Genomic DNA, 18517 nt, shown 5'->3' on the forward strand with positions numbered 1-18517 from the left:
GTTTTTTGCGCATACAGGTACGTATACTGCCGTTATAGAAATCAATTTTCTTGTTATTTTTCAGTTTGTTATGTGTTTAATTCGAGTCGTCTCCTGGGCACCACAAGTTGTTCCGGCGTAAGCCGAAGTAGTTCGAGAAACCCCGTAAGATCAAGTCTTACGGGGTTTTTTGTTATTCACAGCTGGGCTTCCGGAGCGCCAGGCCACGCTCTCAGCCCCACCTGCATTGCGGCACATGCGCCGATCTCGCCACGAAAGCCCGTCAACATCAATCCTTCCGCATGCGAACAACCAACGCGAGCAAGCGGGCGCGCATTTCATCGGCCGGCAAGTGCGTGGGCCAGCCGTGACCAGGAAGCAACCAGTCGAAGCGATACGCGGCTAGCTTGCCAAGCGATTCGGTGAGCTCAGACCATGAATACCAGCACGCGTCCCTGAACGCGACGAGGTCCCCCGCGCGCGGGCTCCACGCAAGCGAATCACCCGAGAACAACACGCTGTCGTCGAGCAGGTACACGACGCTGCCGCGCGTGTGCCCGGGCACAGGGATCGCGCTTACGCCGACCGCAATGTCCGTTGCCGATCCATTGTCGAGCAGGTCCGTTGCATAAGGCGCGGCCGACATGTCTTCCCGGTGAATCCAGACGCGCGCGCCGAAATGACGGGCGTATTTATCTGCGTCCGCGACGTCGTCACGATGCGATAGAAGGATGTGCGCGATACCACCGTTCTCATCAAACCATTTCACGAGTTCCGCCGTGTAGCGCGGTGAGTCGATCATCAGATTGCCGTCCGGACGCCTCGCAAAGTAAGAGTGCGCGCCAAACGACGACCGCGCGTTAAATCCACAGCGCCACACAGCCGATGTGATCGGCTGTGGAAAGATCGCGGCACCCGGACGAGGCTGCTTCGTTTCACTCCGTACCGACGCCGTGGGACACACGAGCACCGCACGCCATGCGTCGACGTGCTCTTCGGGCGTAACGGGCTGCCGCAAGAAGACACTCTTGTCGTTTCGTTCGACAATCAGCCCCGGCGCGACGTGACGCGATGCACCGCAATTGATGCACGCTGTGTCGATGTACCACTCGCCTGGGACGGAATCGGCGTTGCGTGTCGGCTTCATTCGATGCTCCTGTCGTCCGGTCGGCAAATCAGGATCCACATACGTTTTCGCCCCGGCGCCCGCGTACGAGAGAAAGGGCGGCTCCATCACCGGTTGTGAGCAAGTTTGCTCCCACAATCCTTTCCTTGCACACCGCCATCGCCAGGCTCCGCCCTCGATTCCGCATAAGCCATCGGATAGGCCACACCCGCGCGGTCTGATCCGCGGACGCGGTCACCACCCGCTCGCCGTCCGGGCTGAAGGCGGCGGAGCTCACGGCTCCCAGGTGCCCGGCGAGTTGCGCGATCACCAGGCCAGTCGCCGCGTCCCATACTCGCGCGGTCTGATCCGCGGACGCGGTCACTACCCGCTGGCCGTCCGGGCTGAAGGCGGCGGAGTCCACTGCCCCCTGATGCCCGCTGAACTGGCCGATCTGTTTGCCCGTCGCCGCGTCCCACACCCGCGCGGTCCCATCCTTGGACGCGGTCACCACGCGCCGTCCGTCCGGGCTGAAGGCGGCGGAAAAAACGGTGCCGCGATGGCCGCTGAGCGCCAGGAGCTGTTTGCCGGTGGCCGCGTCCCACACCCGCGCGGTCCCATCCCAGGACGCAGTCACCACCCGCTGGCCGTCCGGACTATAGGCGACGGAATCAACCGGCTCCTGATGCCCGCTGAGCAGCAAGATCTGTTTGCCCGTGGCCGCGTCCCACACCCGCGCGGTCCCATCCGCGGACGCCGTCGCCACCCGCTGGCCGTCCGGGCTGAAGGCGGCGGAAAAAACTGCCCCGTGATGCCCGCTGAGCTGCGCGATCTGTTTGCCCGCGGCCGCATCCCACAGCCACGCGGTCTGATCCGCGGACGCAGTCACTATCCGCTGGCCGTCAGGGCTGAACGCAGCGGAGTCAACCCACCCCTGATGCCCGCTGAGCAGCGCAATCTGCTTGCCCGTGGCGACGTCCCACACCCGCGCGGTCCTATCACGGGACGCCGTCACCACCCGCTGACCGTCCGGGCTGAAGGCGGCGAAAACGACTGGCTCCTGATGTCCGCTGAGCAGCAAGATCCCCTTCCCCGCGTCCCACGCGCGCGCTGTCCTGTCACGGGATGCAGTCAACACCCGCTGACCGTCCAGGCTGAAGACGGCGACGTTCACCGGCCCCTGATGTCCGATGAGCTGCACGATCGTCTGTCCGGTCGCCGCATCCCACACCCGCGCAGTCTTGTCATCGGAGGCGGTCACCACACGCAGGCCGTCCGGGCTGAAGGCGGCGGAGCTGACCGGTCCCTGATGTCCGGTGAGCTGCGTGATCACGTGGCCGGTCGCCGCATCCCACACCCGCGCGGTTTTGTCATCGGACGCGGTTACCACGCGCCGGCCGTCCGGGCTGAAGGCCGCGGAGAAAACCGGTCCCTGATGCCCGGCGAGCTGCGCGATCACGTGGCCGGTCGCCGCATCCCACACCCGCGCGGTTTTGTCATCGGACGCGGTCACCACGCGCCGGCCATCCGCGCTGAAGGCCGCGGAGCTCACCAGTTCCCGATGCCCGCTGAGCTGCGCGATCACCTGGCCGGTCGCCGCATCCCACACCCGCGCAGTCCTGTCCGCGGACGCGGTCACCACGCGCCGGCCGTCCGGGCTGAAGGCCGCGGAGAAAACCGGCCCCTGATGCCCGTTGAGCTGCACGATCTGTTTGCCCGCAGCAGCGTCCCACACTCGCGCGGTCTTGTCCGCCGAGGCGGTCACCACGCGCCGGCCGTCCGGGCCGAAGGCGGCGGAATAAACCAGATCCCGATGCCCGCTGAGCTGCACGATCTGTCTGCCCGTAGCCGCGTCCCACACTCGCGCGGTCCTGTCCGCGGACGCGGTCACCACGCGCCGGCCGTCCGGGCCGAAGGCGGCGGAATAAATCAGCCCCTGATGTCCGCTGAGCTGCACGATCTGTTTGCCGGTAGCCGCGTCCCACACCCGCGCGGTCCCATCCCAGGACGCGGTCACCACCCGCTTACCGTCGGGGCTGAACACGGCCGAATCGACCGCATCCTGATGCCCGCCGAGCAACGCAATTTGCATTGATGCCTGCGCGCCGCGCATGAGCTCCAGCTCTGCGTCAACCGATCCCGGCGCGAGCCAACTCTTGCGCATCGCCAGTATCGCGAAGCGCATTGCGCGGTCGTAAATTCCCGCGTCGTTCGCCAACGTCGCCGCCGACGCCAGCACAACAGAAGTCTGGCGTGCGACCGTCCGGGTCTGATGAATGATCCACCCCCCTGTCGCAATCAGAATGAACGCGATTACGCCCATCAGTACCTGGATGAGTCGCTGCGTGGCCGCTGTCCGTGTCTGAGCGATTCGCTGCAACTGCGACTCGCGCTCCTCGCGCCCGCGGCAAGCCCGCACATAGGAAAGGTCATCCGTGCCCAGCATTCGTTCGAAGTCCGAACGCTGCAGGATTGCTTCCGCGCTCGTCAGCCGCTCGCCGGCGTGGGCCAGCCAGGCCGTCCCCTGCCCGTGCTTTTGCCACTCGTGCGCCGCTCGCTGCACGGTTGCGACTGTCTTGAGCGCATCCGCGTCCGCGTCGAGCCAGGCGGCAAGGACAGGCCACTGCCGTAACAACGCCTCGTGCGCGATTTCAACGATGGTGCCTTCCTCATTGCCAGCTTCGGCCTTGCGCCGGTCTTGCAATAGCAGTCGATACCGGATGAGACGCTTCAGGACGGCATGGGCGGATTCGGGAAGCTGATCCCAGCGTGCCCCGCGGCGCTTGCGCTGTTGCGTCAGCGGTTCGACGTGTGCGAGCCATGGGATCAAGCCCTCGCGCAGCAGGCGCTCGCGCTCGGCCTTATTTGCTGGAACGGCGGGCTCCCGTCCGGGATCGGCAAATGCCGATTCGACCGCGGCCTCGATGGAACCGCGCATACCCCCGATCGCCTGATAGTCGGCTACGCTGAAGTTTCCGGTGGCGCCATAGTCGGTAAATAGCCGCTCGAGCGTAAAGGCCAGCAAGGGCAATGCGTCTGCCCCTTCAGTATCCCGAAGAAGCCGCTCGGTCAGCGCTGGCTCGATCGTCAGCTTACGCCCAGCGGCGGTAGCCCGCGCGGCAGGACCCTCGATCACCGCCTTGAATTCCGCGCGCTCCAATGGAGGGAGACCGAACACACGCGGTGGCACGCCGCGCAGCGTTGGCGCGCTCTGCAATTGCTCGTAAGCGTCTGTGCGGATTGCCACGACCGCAAGCGCACGCTGCCGGTTGCCGATCGTCTGAATGCCCTCGTGTTCCGCCGTGGCGAGCGTCCTCGCAAGCAGGGACAGGAAGTGCGAAGACTCCTCTTCGCCTTCCGCGCTGAATAATTCCTCGCCCTGGTCGACGCAGACCAGAACGGTCGGCGCAACGGCATCTGACGCGAGCCGCGAGCAGTGCAGCGTTTGAAGCTGGCCAAGCAAGTGCCCAAATCCATCAGGAGTCTGAACTGCCTGGCGGATCTCGGCGCGCGTCCTGACTACCGCGAGTTCCTGAAAGGCCAGCTCGATACTGACGACGAGTCCGGTGGCGCCAGTAACAACAGCCCGCTCCGGCCGGATCACTGGAAGCGGCAAAAAGTTTCGGTCATCGCGCTTCAGGCGCGGCCACAGGCCGGCCCGCACAAAGGACGACTTGCCCGCTCCGGATGCGCCGAGGATGACCAACATCCGCTCGATCCCCTGCTCGCGGACGCTGCGTAGCGTATCGAGCCCGCGCAAGACCGCCGTGTCCCGGCCAAAGAACACGGCCGCATCCGCGGCCTCCAGCGCTCTCAGTCCCGGATAAGGGGGGCGCTCGGCATCGTTGGCCGGCGGCCACGGAAAGCCCGACGGAGCGGAGCCGGCCCGTCGCAGCCCAAGCTCGAGCCGGGCAAGCCCCGCTTTGGCGAACGAGACTTCAGTTGCCGAAACGAGCGGGTCATGCGAGACCCGGAAGCTCTGGCGTTGAGTCCCGGCGGTGAGGTCACAGACCTGCCATTGCGCCGTCAATTCTTTCGGCAAGGCGTCGATCGGCGTCGCCTCGACGAGCACAACGAAGATTGTCTTGCCCAGGAATCTGGCAAAGGTTAACTGAGCCAGGCACGAGCGAGAGTCGCACCATGCGGGCGAAATCAGAAACAGCACGGCCTCGCAGCGGTCGGCCGCAGACTTGAGCGCTTCCTGCCAGCGTTCCCCAGCAGCCACCCCCTCGACCGGCTCGAGGTCCAGGAAGTAATCATCCCAGCCGTTATCGGCAAGCCAGTGTCCGATCGCAAGCGCGAGAGCATTATTCGCGCTGGCGTGGCTGATGAAGATTCTGGGCATCGCGCTGCGAACTTCAGTCCCGCAGTTGACTGCGCTCGGAAAGGACACCGTCCACCTCATGTGTTTGAGGCTGGCATCCCGCGCGCAGAATTGATTGCCTCAATGCTTTATAGCTCGCGCCTGGCGGACACGATGAGAGCGTCCAGCTTGTCCGCGGTCCGGCATTCGTCAAGCGGCGTGTAGACGGTGAGCTTGCGATCGGAGCCGTCCAGCAGCGCGAAACTGGTGTATTCGAAGACCATCAGGCCTTTTCGCGGATGCCTGATGCGCTTGATATTCGATAACGGATTGAGCACCTCGTGCCTGCGCCACCACGCATTGAATTCGTCGCTCCTGTGTCGCAGCGTCGATATCAGCCGTTCAAAATCAGGATCGCCCACATAGCGCGCACTGTCGTTACGGAACATCGCAAGGGACGCACGCGCCACTTCCTCCCAGTCAACGAGCAAACGGCGGTGCCGCGCATTCGCGAAAACCATGAACATCAGATTGCGCTCATCCACCGAAAGCTGCCCGTAGTCACCGAATACCAAGGTGGCGGCCCGATTCCAGCCCAGGATATCCCAGCGACGGCCAGTGACGTAAGCGGGCTGGCCTGACAGGCTGGCAAGCATCCGTTGCACCGGCTCCTCGAGTTTTTCCGGATTCGTCGAGCGGAGTTCCGGCGACGGACGATCGCTCAATACGAACAGATGCCGCCGCTCAACGGCGTCCAGTCGCAACGCATCCGCGATTGCGATCAGCACCTCTTCGGACGCGCGGACGTCGCGCCCCTGTTCGAGCCAGGTGTACCACGTGATACCGACGTCCGCGAGCATCGCGACTTCCTCGCGGCGCAGCCCCGGCGTGCGTCGTCGAAAACCGTCCGGCAATCCGACCGCGGCCGGACTCAGATGCTCGCGCCGCGACCTCAGGAATGCTCCTAGCTCACCACGGCGCCGTTCGGCGGCGAGGGTTCTGACGTTCATCGTCATCGTGGTAGCTCCCTATACCAGTATCGATCCAGCACTGTTTGTCGCGCGGCAAAGCGCACAGGATGAAGACGAAACCAACTTCCAGTCTATTCAATCATGAACATGACGAACAAGCTTGTACTGGTTACCGGCTCCACCGACGGACTCGGACGCTGCGTCGCGAAGCGACTGGCAGCCGAGGGCGCGCACGTGCTCATTCACGGGCGAAACATGGAACGGGGCGAATCCGTCGTTCGCGAGATAGCGGGTGCGGGAGGCAAAGCGACTTTTTATCCGGCCGATCTGTCTACGTTCGCGGAAGTTCAATCGCTGGCAAGCGCGATCGGGCGCGCGCACGATCGACTCGACCTGCTTATCAACAACGCCGGCATCGGGACCGGTCCGCGTGGCTCGATCAGGCAAGTCACGGCGGATGGAATCGAATTGCGGTTCGCGGTGAACTACCTCGCGGGCTTCGCCCTGACGAGGCTTCTGCTGCCTCTTTTGCTGACGGGCTCGAGATCGCGGATTGTCAATGTTGCTTCCGTGGGACAACGCCCGATCGATTTCGACGACGTGATGTTGAGCCACGGCTATAGCGGTACCGCGGCCTATTGCCAGAGCAAGCTCGCGCAAATCATGTTCACGTTCGATCTGGCCGACGAACTGGCGCAGACCGGCGTGACGGCGAATTGTCTGCATCCGGCCACATACATGGATACGACCATGGTGAGGAATGGGGGAATCACGCCTCTGAGCACGGTCGAGGAAGGTGCTGACGCGGTTCTTCATCTTGCGGCCAGCACCGCAATGGAAGGCCGTGCCGGCCTCTATTTCGACGGGATGAGGCTCGCCAGAGCTCATCCCGACGCCTACAACCCTGCGCTTCGCAAGCGACTGCGTCAGCTCAGCTTTCAGTTGACGGACCCGTCGCTGGCACATTGACACATCGAACTTCGATGTCGGTCCGCCCGGGTTCCGGATACCCGGCATTTTTCAAAGAGCGGAAACTTCAACCATGTCAGATCATGTCTTCATTGTCGGCGGTTCTTCCGGAATTGGCTTCGCTACAGCGAGCCGGCTACTGGAGCGGAGATACGCGGTTACGATTGCCGGGCGAGATTCGGCGAAACTGGCCAAAGCGAAGGCCGCGTTGCGCGGCGCTGCAAATACGGTGAGATTCGATGCATCCGATGCATCGACCATCGCCGGCACGTTTGCCGAGATTGGCGCAATCGATCACCTCGTTCTCGCGCTCGGCAGTGGCAAGGGTGGCGGCCCGTTTTCAGCCGTCAGTCTCGATGCGGTGCGTATGGGATTCGATGAGAAAGTGTTTCCTCATTTCGCGTGTGCCCAGGCGGCCCTTGCGTCTATTGCGGAAACCGGAAGCATCACTTTTCTCTCTGCCGTATCGGCACACTCGGCCATGCCCGGAACAGCGGGACTCGGCGCAGCGAACGCGGCGATCGCTGCGATCGTGCCGATCCTGGCGGCAGAGCTACGCCCGTTGCGGATTAACGCAGTTTCGCCTGGCGTCATTGATACGCCGTGGTGGGACTTTCTCTCGGAGCAAGATAAGGAGTCCGCTTTTGCCGGTTATGCGGCGAGAACGCCGGTAGGACGAATTGGCCAGCCTGACGACATTGCCATGGCGATTGAGTTTCTGATTTCGAACTCCTTCATGTCTGGGCAAACCATCATATGCGACGGCGGAATTGGTCTGGATTCGGCTGGCCAGACCGTCCTGCTGACCGAGCCTCGCTGACGATCTGCATCAGGTGTTACCGGTGGGAACGATTCCCGCCGCCTCGACCATCAGGATCACCGTTTTCTCAGGCGCTCGAGGGCGATGCAGCAGGCCTTTATGCACGACAAACGCTTGTCCCGGGCCCAGATCGACGACCTGGTCCTCGAGGTCAATCAGGAAGCGTCCGCTAACCACATAAAAGAATTCGTCCTGCGCGTCATGTTTGTGCCAATGATATTCGCCCTGCACGACACCCAGCCGAACTACCGACTGGTCCACCTGACACAGCGTCTGGTTGTACCAGGGATGGCCGTTTGCCGCCACGAGGGCGGGCACGTCGATGACTTCGCCGAAGGAGTAGAGGACGTTAAGGTGGGTCGAGTACGGAAAGGAATCGGTGCTCACATCAGTCTCCGTGAACGTTAGTTCGTGTCGAAGATGCGAGCCACTAGGCGTTGCCAGTTCTGTTGGTCTTGTACCGGACCGTCAATCTTTGGTACGGGAGCGACCTTCGAGCAACTGCGCGCGGTACGCGCCTGGTGTCAGCCCCATCCTGCGCCGAAACACGCGTGTAAAGTGGCTTTGGTCGGCGAAACCGGCGGCCTGAGCAATCGCTTTGAGCGAATGGCGTCCACCGGTCAATTGAGCGCATGCAAAATCGAGTCGAAGCTGGCGCACGTAATCTCCGACAGTACAGCCATAGTGCTTGCGGAATTCCCGCGCGAGGTGGTCGGCGCAAACATGACTGTCCGAAGCGATTTCGTCCAACGTCAACGTCTCACGAAAACGATCGTGCAGCAATGCTTCCACGCGAGCGAGCCATCGACGTGAACCGCCAACCGTCGCCGCGCGCGGGACGGCCCGCTCGCACGCCGCAAGAAGTTCGAGTACCAGCCCTTCGACTGCTAGCGATGTAGCCGAATCCTGCTCACGGCACTCGCGGACGAGACGGCGCATGAACGACAACGGAGCTCCACTGGCGAAGTCATCCGGGCGATCGAGGACTTGGGTCCGACCGCCCATCCGCTCCAGCCACGAAGACGAAAATTCGACATGGAGCGCCTTGCCGCCGGCCCCGTACCAGCAATTTGCGTGCGGTACGGCTGCGGGGAAAAGCGTCAGTGACATGGGCCCATCTTCGCCACCGCGTGACGGCCAGGATCGTGTACCGCGGCCGTCCAGCACGAAACAGAAAAACGGATTCACATGTTCGTGCTGCGGAATGATGAGATCCGTTGCGAATTGGGTCTCCACGACCGAGATGCCATCATCCCTGTATTGCAGGGTGGTAGCGCCGAAGTAGTCGCCCGGCTCAAGTACCCGTAGCATGGGATTGCTCCCAAAGAAACGTTGCATTCGATATTACACACTTGTTGGCCCCTGCGAGTCATCTCCTGCCACGATGTCAACGGCATCGAACCTGCGGGCAACGAGCACAAAGTCCTGGGGCTGGTCAATCCAGCCAGCCGCGCAGCCGCGCGTGATCGAGAAAACGGTAGACGTCGGGCGCAAGTTCGGACGTGCCGAAAAGCCGTTCGAGTTCGCCGATGATGTCATCGAGCTCGTGTTCTCCGTCGCAACGCGCGAGGATCGCGCCGGCGCTAGCGTTGAGCTTCACCATCCCTTCGGCATAGAGCAGCACGTAGGCGTCCTGCGCCGCTTCCCACTGCAGGCGGAAGACGCTTCGCAGGCGGGGGCGCAGCGGCACGCCGCTATCCGAGTCACGCGTGTTCATTGCGTTCCCAGTGTGTTCATGGTCGTTCGTTGCGCCGCCCGCGGCGCCCTACGTGCAGCGCGGGCGGCACGCCGCAGCCCGCTCAGCGATTGGCGACATACATCGTGATTTCAAAGCCGAAACGCACTTCGGCATACGACGGGGTAATCCATTGCATGGCATGTCTCCTTGTTTGCGATTGGATGAAAAACCGCACTCGATGCGCGGCCGCTCCCTTCAAAGCAAAGGATATGCCGATGTCGTAATGCGAGGCGCGGGCATTCTGGAGATGGGCGGTGTTGATTTTTGGAGCACCGCTGCTGCGCAATGCAACAGCGGTGCGACAACACATTGGCGGAAACCGACGTGCCGATGAAAGCGGTGATGGGCTCAAAAATCGTCCACCGCACGCCCCGGTTCGACCGCGGGCATCTTCCGGTAGATCATGTTGCGCGACACGCCGAGCTCGCGCGCCGCCGCCGAAACGTTGCCGCCATGCCGCGCGAGCGCCGCGGCAATCGCAGATACGGTCACGTCCTGCAGGCGCGCGCACTCCGGCACGGACGCATTGCCCGCGCCTCGCGTATCCGCCGCGCCGCTCGACGCAACGCTACAGCGCAGGTCATCGAAGAAGTCATCGGGCAAATGCTCGCGCCGGATCTCGCCGTCCGCGTCGACCATGGCCGCCGCAGTGCGCAGCAGATTGCCGAGCTGCCTGAAGTTGCCCGGCCACGGACAGCGCTCGAACATCGCCATCACGTCGGGCGCGACGTGAAGCGGCTGCCCGCTCGCGCTCGCGAGCGATTCGCGCAGCAACATCTTCTGGATCACGACCGCGAGATCGGTCCGCTCGCGCAGACGCGGCAGACGCACCACGAGGCCATTGAGCCGGTAGTAGAGATCCTCGCGGAAGCGGTTTTGCGCGATCATCACGCGCAGGTCACGGTGCGTCGCGCAGATGATCGCGACGTCCACCGCTATGCTGCGCGTCGAGCCGAGCGGGTTGACGACGCGTTCCTGCAGCACGCGCAGCAGCCGCACTTGCAGCGAATACGGCATGTCGCCGATCTCATCGAGAAACAGCGTGCCGCCGTTCGCTTGCAGCAGCTTGCCGATTGCGCCTTTGCGCCGCGCTCCGGTGAATGCGCCTTCCTCGTAGCCGAACAGTTCAGATTCGATCAGCGTCTCGGGAATCGAAGCGCAGTTGACCGCGACGAACGGCCCGGCGTGCCGCGGCGAATCGTTGTGGATCGCCTGCGCGAGCAGTTCCTTGCCCGTGCCGGTCTCGCCATTGATCAGGATCGGAATGTCCTTGCCGATCACTCTTTTGACCTTCGCAATGACCGCGGCGATCTGCGGGTCGCCCGTGTCGAGATAGCTCAGACGTGAAAGCCCGGCAACGGTCTGCGGCGGCTCCTCGCGCGCCGCCGCCCGCGCGCCCTCGTGCACGGCGACCGGGCGGCTGCCTTCGGCCAGCGACGCCCGCCTGAACTGCACGCGCGCGCAAACCACCGCGCCGCTGCTCAGATTGAGCATCAGGTGCGGGTCGAGGCTCGCGCGCGCACGATCGATCAGTTGCGCGCTGGTGGTCTGGAACAGCGACGACAGCGTATGCGCGCGCAGCCCGGCGAGCGGCATGCCGAGCTGAAACTGCGCACTGCGGTTGGCCGACAGAAAACGTCCGTCGCTCGTGAACGCGACGATGCCTTCCATCAGCGTGCCGAGAAACTCCGGACGACTATGGAAGGACACTTGCAGCGTTTCGTGAAAGGTGGTCGTGAACAGATGATTCTCGATCATCTGCACCGACATTTTGGCGAGCGCCATCGTGTGCTGATGATAGCTGCGGTAGTCGCCCGTCACGTCGAGCACGCCGATCGCATCACCATACGGATCGAGAATCGGCACGCTCGAGCAGGTCAGGAAGCGGTTTGCCGCGAGGTAATGCTGGTCGCCGTGCACGACCATCGCGCAGCGCTCGGCCAACGCCGTACCGATCGCATTGGTGCCCTGGCGGTCCTCGGCCCAGTTCGCGCCGGGCCGCAGCGCGACTTTCTCCGCGCGCGCGAGAAAATCGTCGTCACCGATCGAATGCAGGATCAGCCCTTCGGCATTGGTCAGCACGATCATGCTTTGCGTGTTGGCGATCTGCTCGCGCAGCGTCTCCATCACCGGCATCGCGTGCGCGCACAGCACCCGGTTCTGCTCGCGTTTGAGCACGAGTCCCGCGTTCGAAAGAACCTCGTACTCCGGCCGCGCCGATGCGCACAGGCCAAACGTTTCGGACCGTTGGTGCGCTTTCTGAATCGCCGGCGCGGGAAAGTCATTGGACCGGACGGTCGTCTGAGCCACGGCCGGATGAACGTCATCGCGCATTGTCTCCCTCCGGAGCCTGGTACCTTGCCAGACTTTTCTCCGTTCTCTTAAGCAAGCTCCGGGCCATTCATTTCATCGACGGTGGCGAAGCGAAGAGGCTGTATTACCGCAAATCGATGCGCGTTGCGATATGCGGAGTCACCCCGAGTGGCGCTCGACCCGCGCTGCTGGCGTCGCCCTCGCCCCGAGCGATGTGCGCGAGCGCCGCAACTGTGCTGTTTCTCAACACTCTATCGCGCGGCGTTGTACCGGGATGCAACAGATGGAACGCCGCGCAAGCGATATATGCCGCAGCACGTTCAGGCGCGCCGCCCTTTCGGACTCGCTCACAAAAATGGCATGCGACTTGCAGTAACGGCATCGCATCCGGATCGACGACACGGAACGAGGGGCGACGCCTCTCCCGGCACTGCATCGACAAACACTCAGGAGACGACCATGAAGAACCGTTCGCCCGCCGCTGGCCGGCTGGCTGTCCTTGGAGCGAGCATCGCGATCGCGATGGCACTGAACGTGGCTCCGGTGGGCGCCGCCCCGGACTATCCCGCCGTGACCTACGAGCGCCTCGCTCAAGCGCAAAGCGACCCGGGCTGGCTCACCTATTACCGCAGCTATAGCGGCCAGTCGCATTCCCCTCTGAAGCAGATCGATGCATCGAACGTCGCCGGTCTCAAGCAGGCCTGGAGCTATCGTTTCCCCGCGGAACTCAAGCAGGGATTCGAAGCAACTCCGATCGTCAACGGCGGGTACCTTTTCGTCAGCACACCCAAGGACAACGTCTATGCGTTCGATGTCAAAACCGGCACGCAGCTGTGGAAATACGAGCCGAAGCTCGGCGCGGAATCGTTCAAGACCGCCTGTTGCGATGTCGTGAATCGCGGCGTCGCGCTGTATGGCAAGAACGTCTACGTGGCGATGCTGAGCGGCGAGGTGGCCGCGATCGACGCGCAGAGCGGCAACCTCGTGTGGAAGAAGCAGATGTTCGAGCCGGGTCTCGGCTACGCGTTCTCGCTTGCACCGCTCGCGCTCGATGGCGCGATCGTCGTCGGCACGTCGGGCGGCGAGTATGGGATTCGCGGTTATATCGCCGCGCTCAATCCCGACGACGGCTCGATCATCTGGAAGCGCTACACGATCCCGAGTGCCGGTGAGAAAGGTAGCGACACATGGCCCGACGGCATGCAGGAACATGGCGGCGGCGCGGCGTGGCTGACCGGCACTTACGACGCGGCCTCGCAGACGCTGTACTGGGGCGTCGGCAATCCGGGGCCGTGGCTCGCCGCGCTGCGTCCGGGCGACAACCTGTACTCCGATTCACTGCTCGCGCTCAACCCGAAAAACGGCGAGCTGAAGTGGCACTACCAGTACACGAACAATGACACGTGGGACTACGACGGCGTCAACACGCCGGTGCTTGCCAACATCAGCTACAAGGGCAAGCCGTATGACGCGATCATCCATGCCGACCGCAACGGCTTCTTCCACGCGATCGATCGCAAGACCGGCAAGCTGATCTACGCGGAGCCGTTCGTCAAGGCGCTGTCGGTGACCGGCTACACCGGCGACGGCAAACCGGTTCAGGACGCCAGCCGATTTCCGAAGGCCGGCACGACGATCAACACCTGCCCAAGCTTTCTCGGCGGCAAGAACTGGTGGTCGACCTCCTACGATCCGGAGCGGCACATCGCGGTGGTGCCATCGCTGCATGCGTGCATGAGCCTGTCCGGCAAGTCGGTCAGCTACATGGAGGGCCTGCCCTACCTCGGCGAAGGCTTTGAGATTCAGCCCGAACCGGGCAGCCAGGGCTATGGCGAGCTTCAGGCCATCGACGTCAATACCGGCAAGAAGCTGTGGGGTCACTGGACCAAAATGCCGTGGAACGGCGGCGTCGCCACGACCGCGAGCGGGCTCGCCTTCAGCGGCTCGCTCGACGGCCATCTGTACGCGTTCGACGTGACGACGGGCAAGGTGTTGTGGGAGAGCCCGCAACTCGCGAGCGGCATCGTCGCGCAACCTTCCGTGTTCGAAGTCGACGGCAAGGAATACGTGGCCGTGCTCGCGGGCTACGGCGGCGCGAACCCGATCTGGGGCGGCCCGATGGCCGACGTCGCGAAGGACGTTCCGCGCGGCGGCACGTTGTATGTGTTCGCGCTCGATCGCGGCTGAGCATAGCAGCCACCGCACGCGCATCGTTCTGCACCTCCGACTCTCGCAGCTGCGTCTCTCCGCGCCCGCACGCAGTTCAGGCGGGCGCGGTGTTCCCGCCATCACAGGAACGCACCATCATGAACATTCGACTCACTCAGGTTGCCCTCGCCAGCGCGCTCGTCGCCGGCGCCGCGCAGGTTGCCGTCCATGCGGCGGCGCAGACGCCATCCAGCGTCCGCGTATGCACGATGCCCGGCAGCCCTTCGGCCGAGCTGGACAAGTCCGTTGCACGCGCGGTGTTGAACACCGCGGGCATCGCCGCGACCTTCGCGTCGCGCGGCATCGACGACAACGGCGGCGACGAAGGCATCTCCGCTCGCGAGCTGTCGAAATCGCTGCAGCGCGACTGCGATGTGATCGCGGGCTTTCCGCGTTCGAGCGTGGCCGACGGCTCCGACTCGCAGCTACTCTTTTCCCAGGGCTATCTTCACTCCGGCTATGTCAGCATTGCGCTGCGCGGCGACCATGCGGCCAACACTAACGTCGCGGCACCGGACGGCAAGATCACGATTGCGGCCACCTGGTCGAGCCCGTCGCAACTGATCGCGGTCGAGCAGAAGAACGCGCGCTTCGATCTGGAAACCACCTCCAGGCTGACCGTCGACGCCGTCGCGAAAGGACGCGCCCAGCGCGCGATCGTCTGGTACCCGGCCGTGGTGGCATATCGGCGTGCGCACCCGCAGCAGCACTTCGACGTCGCCGTCACCGAATCGCCCTATGCCGACTGGAATCTCGTGTTCGCGTCGGGACCCGGCACGCAGCAGTTGCAAAAGCGCATCGACGGCGCGCTCGCGCGCTTGCGCAGCGATGGCCGGCTCGCGGCGCTGACGCGCAACTGGGCGTTACCAGCCACCATCGCGACCGTTTCGGCGACCACTCGCGCGAGCCTCGTGCGCAGTCCCGCACGCTATCTCGACGGCCCGACGCAGCCGTCGCCGCGTGCGAATGTATGGCGCGTGAGCGGCATGCCGGCCGCCGGCGGCTTCATCAAGGTTGCGGCGACGACCGAGGCACCATCGTTCGATCACGATCAGGTCGCCCACGGCGAACATCTATATGCCGATTCGTGTGCGAAATGCCACGGCGAAAAGCTCGAAGGCAACACGGCGCCCTCGTTGATCGGACCGGCTTTCGCGCCAGCGGCGAACTCGCATCTCACGATCGGCGGCATCTATCAGTACATGTCGACCAACATGCCCGCGGACCATCCCGGCAAGATGAGCGACGAGGAGTACGCCGATCTGATGGCCTTCCTGCTCTATACGAATGGCTACGACACCGGCAACGCGAAGCTGACCGCGCAGGCCGCGCAATCCTCTACCACGCCGCTGAACGCCGGACCGCGCCACTGACACGTTGCATCGCACTGCATTGCAATGCCACGCCGCTTCGATCGAATGAGATGCGGCATGGCCGACCCATTTCTTTTCTCAGGACATCATCATGGTCTCTCACAATCGCAGACACTTCATTCTCCAGGCCGCGGGCCTGTGTGCCGCACTCGCCAGCGCCGACCTCGCGCTCGCCGCGCCGCCGCCCGTCGATGAAAACGACGCCACGGCCGGCTCGCTCGGCTATCGTGCGAAAGCGAGCAGCGTCGACGCCGCGAAGTTCCCCAAGTACCACGCGGGCCAGACCTGCGCGAACTGTCGTTTCTATACCGGCGCAGCGGGTGAGGCCGCCGGACCGTGCCCGATGTTCCCCGGCAAATCCGTTGCCGCTGAAGGCTGGTGCAACGTCTATGCGCCACGAGCTTGAGCGCTGGTCCGTGGGTGCGGCGCGAAACGGCGCACGCGCGACGGATCTGCCGACGCTTCGCTCGCTGATTCGATGCGATTGCTGAACGACGTTGGAGCGCTGCTAAGCTACTGTCCGCCGCATGTATTCTTGGTCTCCCGAACCTGCCGCAATGAGGGCAGAAGTTGCGCGTCGTCGGCATTGCGCTGCCGCCGATCTTCGTATAAGGCGCCTGATTTCACCTTCGAACGAAAAGCTGGCGGCTCTCACCACGACGACCGGCAAACCCGCGGAACCGGAAGCGCGCTGACAATCGCTGCAATGGCAGATGAGTTGCGCGAGTGAATCACCGTGAGCTTTGTATTGCACCGCGCCGCACAGGCAGCGCCCCGTCCAGGGAGTTGACATCGATCTGCTCCGGTTCAAATGTTCTCGCTGTTGGAGCTAGTTGGACTCGAAAGATCTTCGTGAAACTACGAGCGCTGTCACTGTCCGTATCCCCTGCACTTCATCACGATCAGACGCAGTCAAAGCGGAGCGGAATACCTCACTGACGTCAAAAAGCCTCATCAGGGCCTGCCTTCACCGGTCGCAGCATTGGCATTGATAACGCCTATGCATCAATGCTTCCAAAAATCGCACTTCTACTCTTGGTCTTCTTGGGCAACTATGTGTCACCAGAAGCCCGAGAAAACGGTTCAAAAGAACAGCGCATTAGAAGAAGAACCTACAAGCGCGTGACGCCGTTCCTATCAGCGCATCCGACTGCGAGCTCGAGTTACGTTCGCGGCGCTGCGCACCAACGCATCTTTTGCAAGACACACGTCGCCGTTGATTCCCGCTGCCATAAGAACGCGCTCGATGATGCGGGTTTCGCTCGCACCTGCTGCGAACGAAGCGCAGCACTGGTCGCATGCAAAGCCGCCGCGATTGATAACGGCAGAACATCAATCGTTCCGAAAGTTGCACTTATCGTTTGGCCGCCTCCAGGCCAATATTTCCAAAATCACAATCGGCCGGACCACCGCGTCTTTTCAAGATCTCAGGAGACACCTCGATGCACCCCTCGTCTAACCTTTCCACCGGACGTTCGAAGGCCGCCACGGTTTTCCGTGTCACGGCCGGGAATTTCCTGGAGCAGTTCGACTTCTTCCTGTTCGGCTTCTACGCCACGCAGATCGCCAACGTTTTCTTTCCCGCCCACAGCGAGTTCGCCTCGTTGATGATGACGTTCGCCGTGTTCGGCGCCGGCTTCCTGATGCGCCCGCTGGGCGCGATCGTGCTGGGCGCCTACATCGACGACGTCGGCCGCCGCAAGGGCCTCATCGTCACGCTTTCCATCATGGCGAGCGGCACGATCCTGATCGCGTTCGTACCGGGCTACGCGACGATCGGACTTCTGGCGCCCGCGCTCGTGCTGCTCGGACGGCTGCTGCAGGGCTTCTCGGCGGGCGCGGAGCTGGGCGGCGTGTCGGTGTATCTTGCCGAGATGGCCACGCCCGGCCGCAAAGGGTTTTTCACGAGCTGGCAGTCCGCGAGCCAACAGGTGGCGATCGTCGTCGCCGCGGGCCTCGGCTTCGGGCTCAATCAGTGGCTGAGCGCATCGGACATCGCAGCGTGGGGTTGGCGCGTGCCGTTCTTCGTGGGCTGCATGATCGTGCCGTTCATCTTCATGCTGCGTCGCAATCTGGAGGAAACGCAGGAGTTCAAGGCGCGCCAGCATCGTCCGACCATGAAGGAAGTATTCGGCACGCTGGTCCAGAACTGGGCCGTCGTCGTCGCAGGCATGATGCTGGTGGCGATGACCACCACGAGCTTTTACCTCATCACGGTCTACGCGCCGACCTTCGGCAAGACGGTCCTGCACCTGAGCACCGCCGACAGCCTGCTCGTGACGCTGTGTGTCGGCGTATCGAACTTCGTGTGGCTGCCGATCGGCGGGGCGCTCTCCGACAAGCTCGGCCGCCGGCCGCTCCTCGTCGCCATGACGGTGCTCGCCATCGCGACCGCCTACCCGGCACTGTCGCTGCTCGCTCACGCGCCGAGCTTCGTCAACATGCTGCTCGTCCTCCTTTGGCTCTCGTTCATGTACGGCATCTATAACGGCGCGATGGTCGTCGCGCTCACGGAAGTGATGCCGGTGCAGGTGCGCGTTGCCGGGTTCTCGCTCGCCTACAGCCTCGCGACGGCCGTGTTCGGAGGCTTCACGCCCGCGATCTCGACGGCGCTCATTCATATGACTGGCGAGAAGGCCGCGCCCGGATACTGGATGAGCCTCGCCGCAGCGTGCGCGCTTTTGGCGACGTTCGCGCTCTATCGCCGCCGCGCAGTCACGCTGACGCCGGCGCACTGA

The 18517-nt window shown here is 63.4% G+C and carries 15 protein-coding genes; 6 read left to right on the forward strand and 9 right to left on the reverse strand.

The window, feature by feature from the left end:
- Positions 1 to 268 precede the first annotated feature (268 nt).
- The 3 genes from QFZ91_RS08635 to QFZ91_RS08645 all read right to left on the reverse strand — a co-directional run bounded on the left by QFZ91_RS08635 (position 269) and on the right by QFZ91_RS08645 (position 6397).
- Positions 269 to 1126: an MBL fold metallo-hydrolase gene (locus QFZ91_RS08635; RefSeq protein ID WP_429566977.1), complete on the reverse strand. Its 858-nt coding sequence runs from the start codon at positions 1124 to 1126 to the stop codon at positions 269 to 271.
- Positions 1127 to 1154: 28 nt separating this feature from the next.
- Positions 1155 to 5429, reverse strand: a complete 4275-nt coding sequence (locus QFZ91_RS08640) for a TIR domain-containing protein (protein WP_429566978.1) — start codon at positions 5427 to 5429, stop codon at positions 1155 to 1157.
- 107 nt (positions 5430 to 5536) lie between these two features.
- The gene (locus QFZ91_RS08645) at positions 5537 to 6397 is read right to left on the reverse strand and encodes a helix-turn-helix transcriptional regulator (protein WP_368717299.1); all 861 of its coding nucleotides are present in this window, start codon (positions 6395 to 6397) and stop codon (positions 5537 to 5539) included.
- A 108-nt stretch (positions 6398 to 6505) separates the two neighbouring features.
- Here QFZ91_RS08645 and QFZ91_RS08650 point away from each other — a divergent pair, with 108 nt between their 5' ends.
- The gene (locus tag QFZ91_RS08650; protein ID WP_429566979.1) at positions 6506 to 7327 is read left to right on the forward strand and encodes an SDR family NAD(P)-dependent oxidoreductase; all 822 of its coding nucleotides are present in this window, start codon (positions 6506 to 6508) and stop codon (positions 7325 to 7327) included.
- A gap of 73 nt (positions 7328 to 7400) precedes the next feature.
- On the forward strand, positions 7401 to 8147 hold the full coding sequence (locus tag QFZ91_RS08655; RefSeq protein ID WP_429566980.1) for an SDR family oxidoreductase: 747 nt from the start codon (positions 7401 to 7403) through the stop codon (positions 8145 to 8147).
- Between the two features lie 9 nt (positions 8148 to 8156).
- On the opposite strand, the gene QFZ91_RS08660 is transcribed toward QFZ91_RS08655, so the two are convergent.
- From QFZ91_RS08660 to QFZ91_RS08680, 5 genes are all read right to left on the reverse strand, one after another.
- Positions 8157 to 8534, reverse strand: a complete 378-nt coding sequence (locus tag QFZ91_RS08660; protein ID WP_429566981.1) for a cupin domain-containing protein — start codon at positions 8532 to 8534, stop codon at positions 8157 to 8159.
- Positions 8535 to 8615: 81 nt separating this feature from the next.
- Positions 8616 to 9458, reverse strand: a complete 843-nt coding sequence (locus tag QFZ91_RS08665) for an AraC family transcriptional regulator (protein WP_176377944.1) — start codon at positions 9456 to 9458, stop codon at positions 8616 to 8618.
- 124 nt (positions 9459 to 9582) lie between these two features.
- Complete coding sequence (gene pqqD / locus QFZ91_RS08670; protein ID WP_176365808.1) at positions 9583 to 9864, reverse strand: pyrroloquinoline quinone biosynthesis peptide chaperone PqqD; 282 nt, start codon at positions 9862 to 9864, stop codon at positions 9583 to 9585.
- Between the two features lie 82 nt (positions 9865 to 9946).
- Positions 9947 to 10237 (reverse strand): pyrroloquinoline quinone precursor peptide PqqA, encoded by a 291-nt coding sequence (gene pqqA, locus QFZ91_RS08675; RefSeq protein WP_429566982.1) that lies wholly within the window; start codon positions 10235 to 10237, stop codon positions 9947 to 9949.
- A complete protein-coding gene (locus tag QFZ91_RS08680; protein WP_429566983.1) occupies positions 10234 to 12219 on the reverse strand; it encodes a sigma-54-dependent Fis family transcriptional regulator in 1986 nt (661 codons plus the stop codon). Before QFZ91_RS08680 ends, pqqA begins: the two co-directional genes overlap by 4 nt.
- Before the next feature lie 438 nt (positions 12220 to 12657).
- Here QFZ91_RS08680 and QFZ91_RS08685 point away from each other — a divergent pair, with 438 nt between their 5' ends.
- From QFZ91_RS08685 to QFZ91_RS08695, 3 genes are all read left to right on the forward strand, one after another.
- Positions 12658 to 14385 carry a methanol/ethanol family PQQ-dependent dehydrogenase gene (locus tag QFZ91_RS08685; RefSeq protein ID WP_429566984.1) on the forward strand — a complete coding sequence of 576 codons (1728 nt, stop codon included), beginning with the start codon at positions 12658 to 12660 and terminating at the stop codon, positions 14383 to 14385.
- A gap of 119 nt (positions 14386 to 14504) precedes the next feature.
- Positions 14505 to 15779 carry a c-type cytochrome gene (locus tag QFZ91_RS08690; RefSeq protein ID WP_429566985.1) on the forward strand — a complete coding sequence of 425 codons (1275 nt, stop codon included), beginning with the start codon at positions 14505 to 14507 and terminating at the stop codon, positions 15777 to 15779.
- A gap of 91 nt (positions 15780 to 15870) precedes the next feature.
- The gene (locus QFZ91_RS08695; RefSeq protein WP_176108846.1) at positions 15871 to 16185 is read left to right on the forward strand and encodes a high-potential iron-sulfur protein; all 315 of its coding nucleotides are present in this window, start codon (positions 15871 to 15873) and stop codon (positions 16183 to 16185) included.
- Positions 16186 to 16287: 102 nt separating this feature from the next.
- Here the strand turns inward: QFZ91_RS08695 and QFZ91_RS08700 are convergent, their stop codons facing one another.
- Positions 16288 to 16572, reverse strand: coding sequence for a GFA family protein (locus tag QFZ91_RS08700; protein ID WP_429566986.1), 285 nt, complete (start codon positions 16570 to 16572; stop codon positions 16288 to 16290).
- 649 nt (positions 16573 to 17221) lie between these two features.
- On the opposite strand from QFZ91_RS08700, the gene QFZ91_RS08705 reads away from it, so the two are divergent.
- Positions 17222 to 18517 (forward strand): MFS transporter, encoded by a 1296-nt coding sequence (locus QFZ91_RS08705; RefSeq protein WP_429566987.1) that lies wholly within the window; start codon positions 17222 to 17224, stop codon positions 18515 to 18517.

It is taken from the genome of Paraburkholderia sp. JPY419, from assembly GCF_050435705.1.
GTDB lineage: Bacteria > Pseudomonadota > Gammaproteobacteria > Burkholderiales > Burkholderiaceae > Paraburkholderia > Paraburkholderia youngii.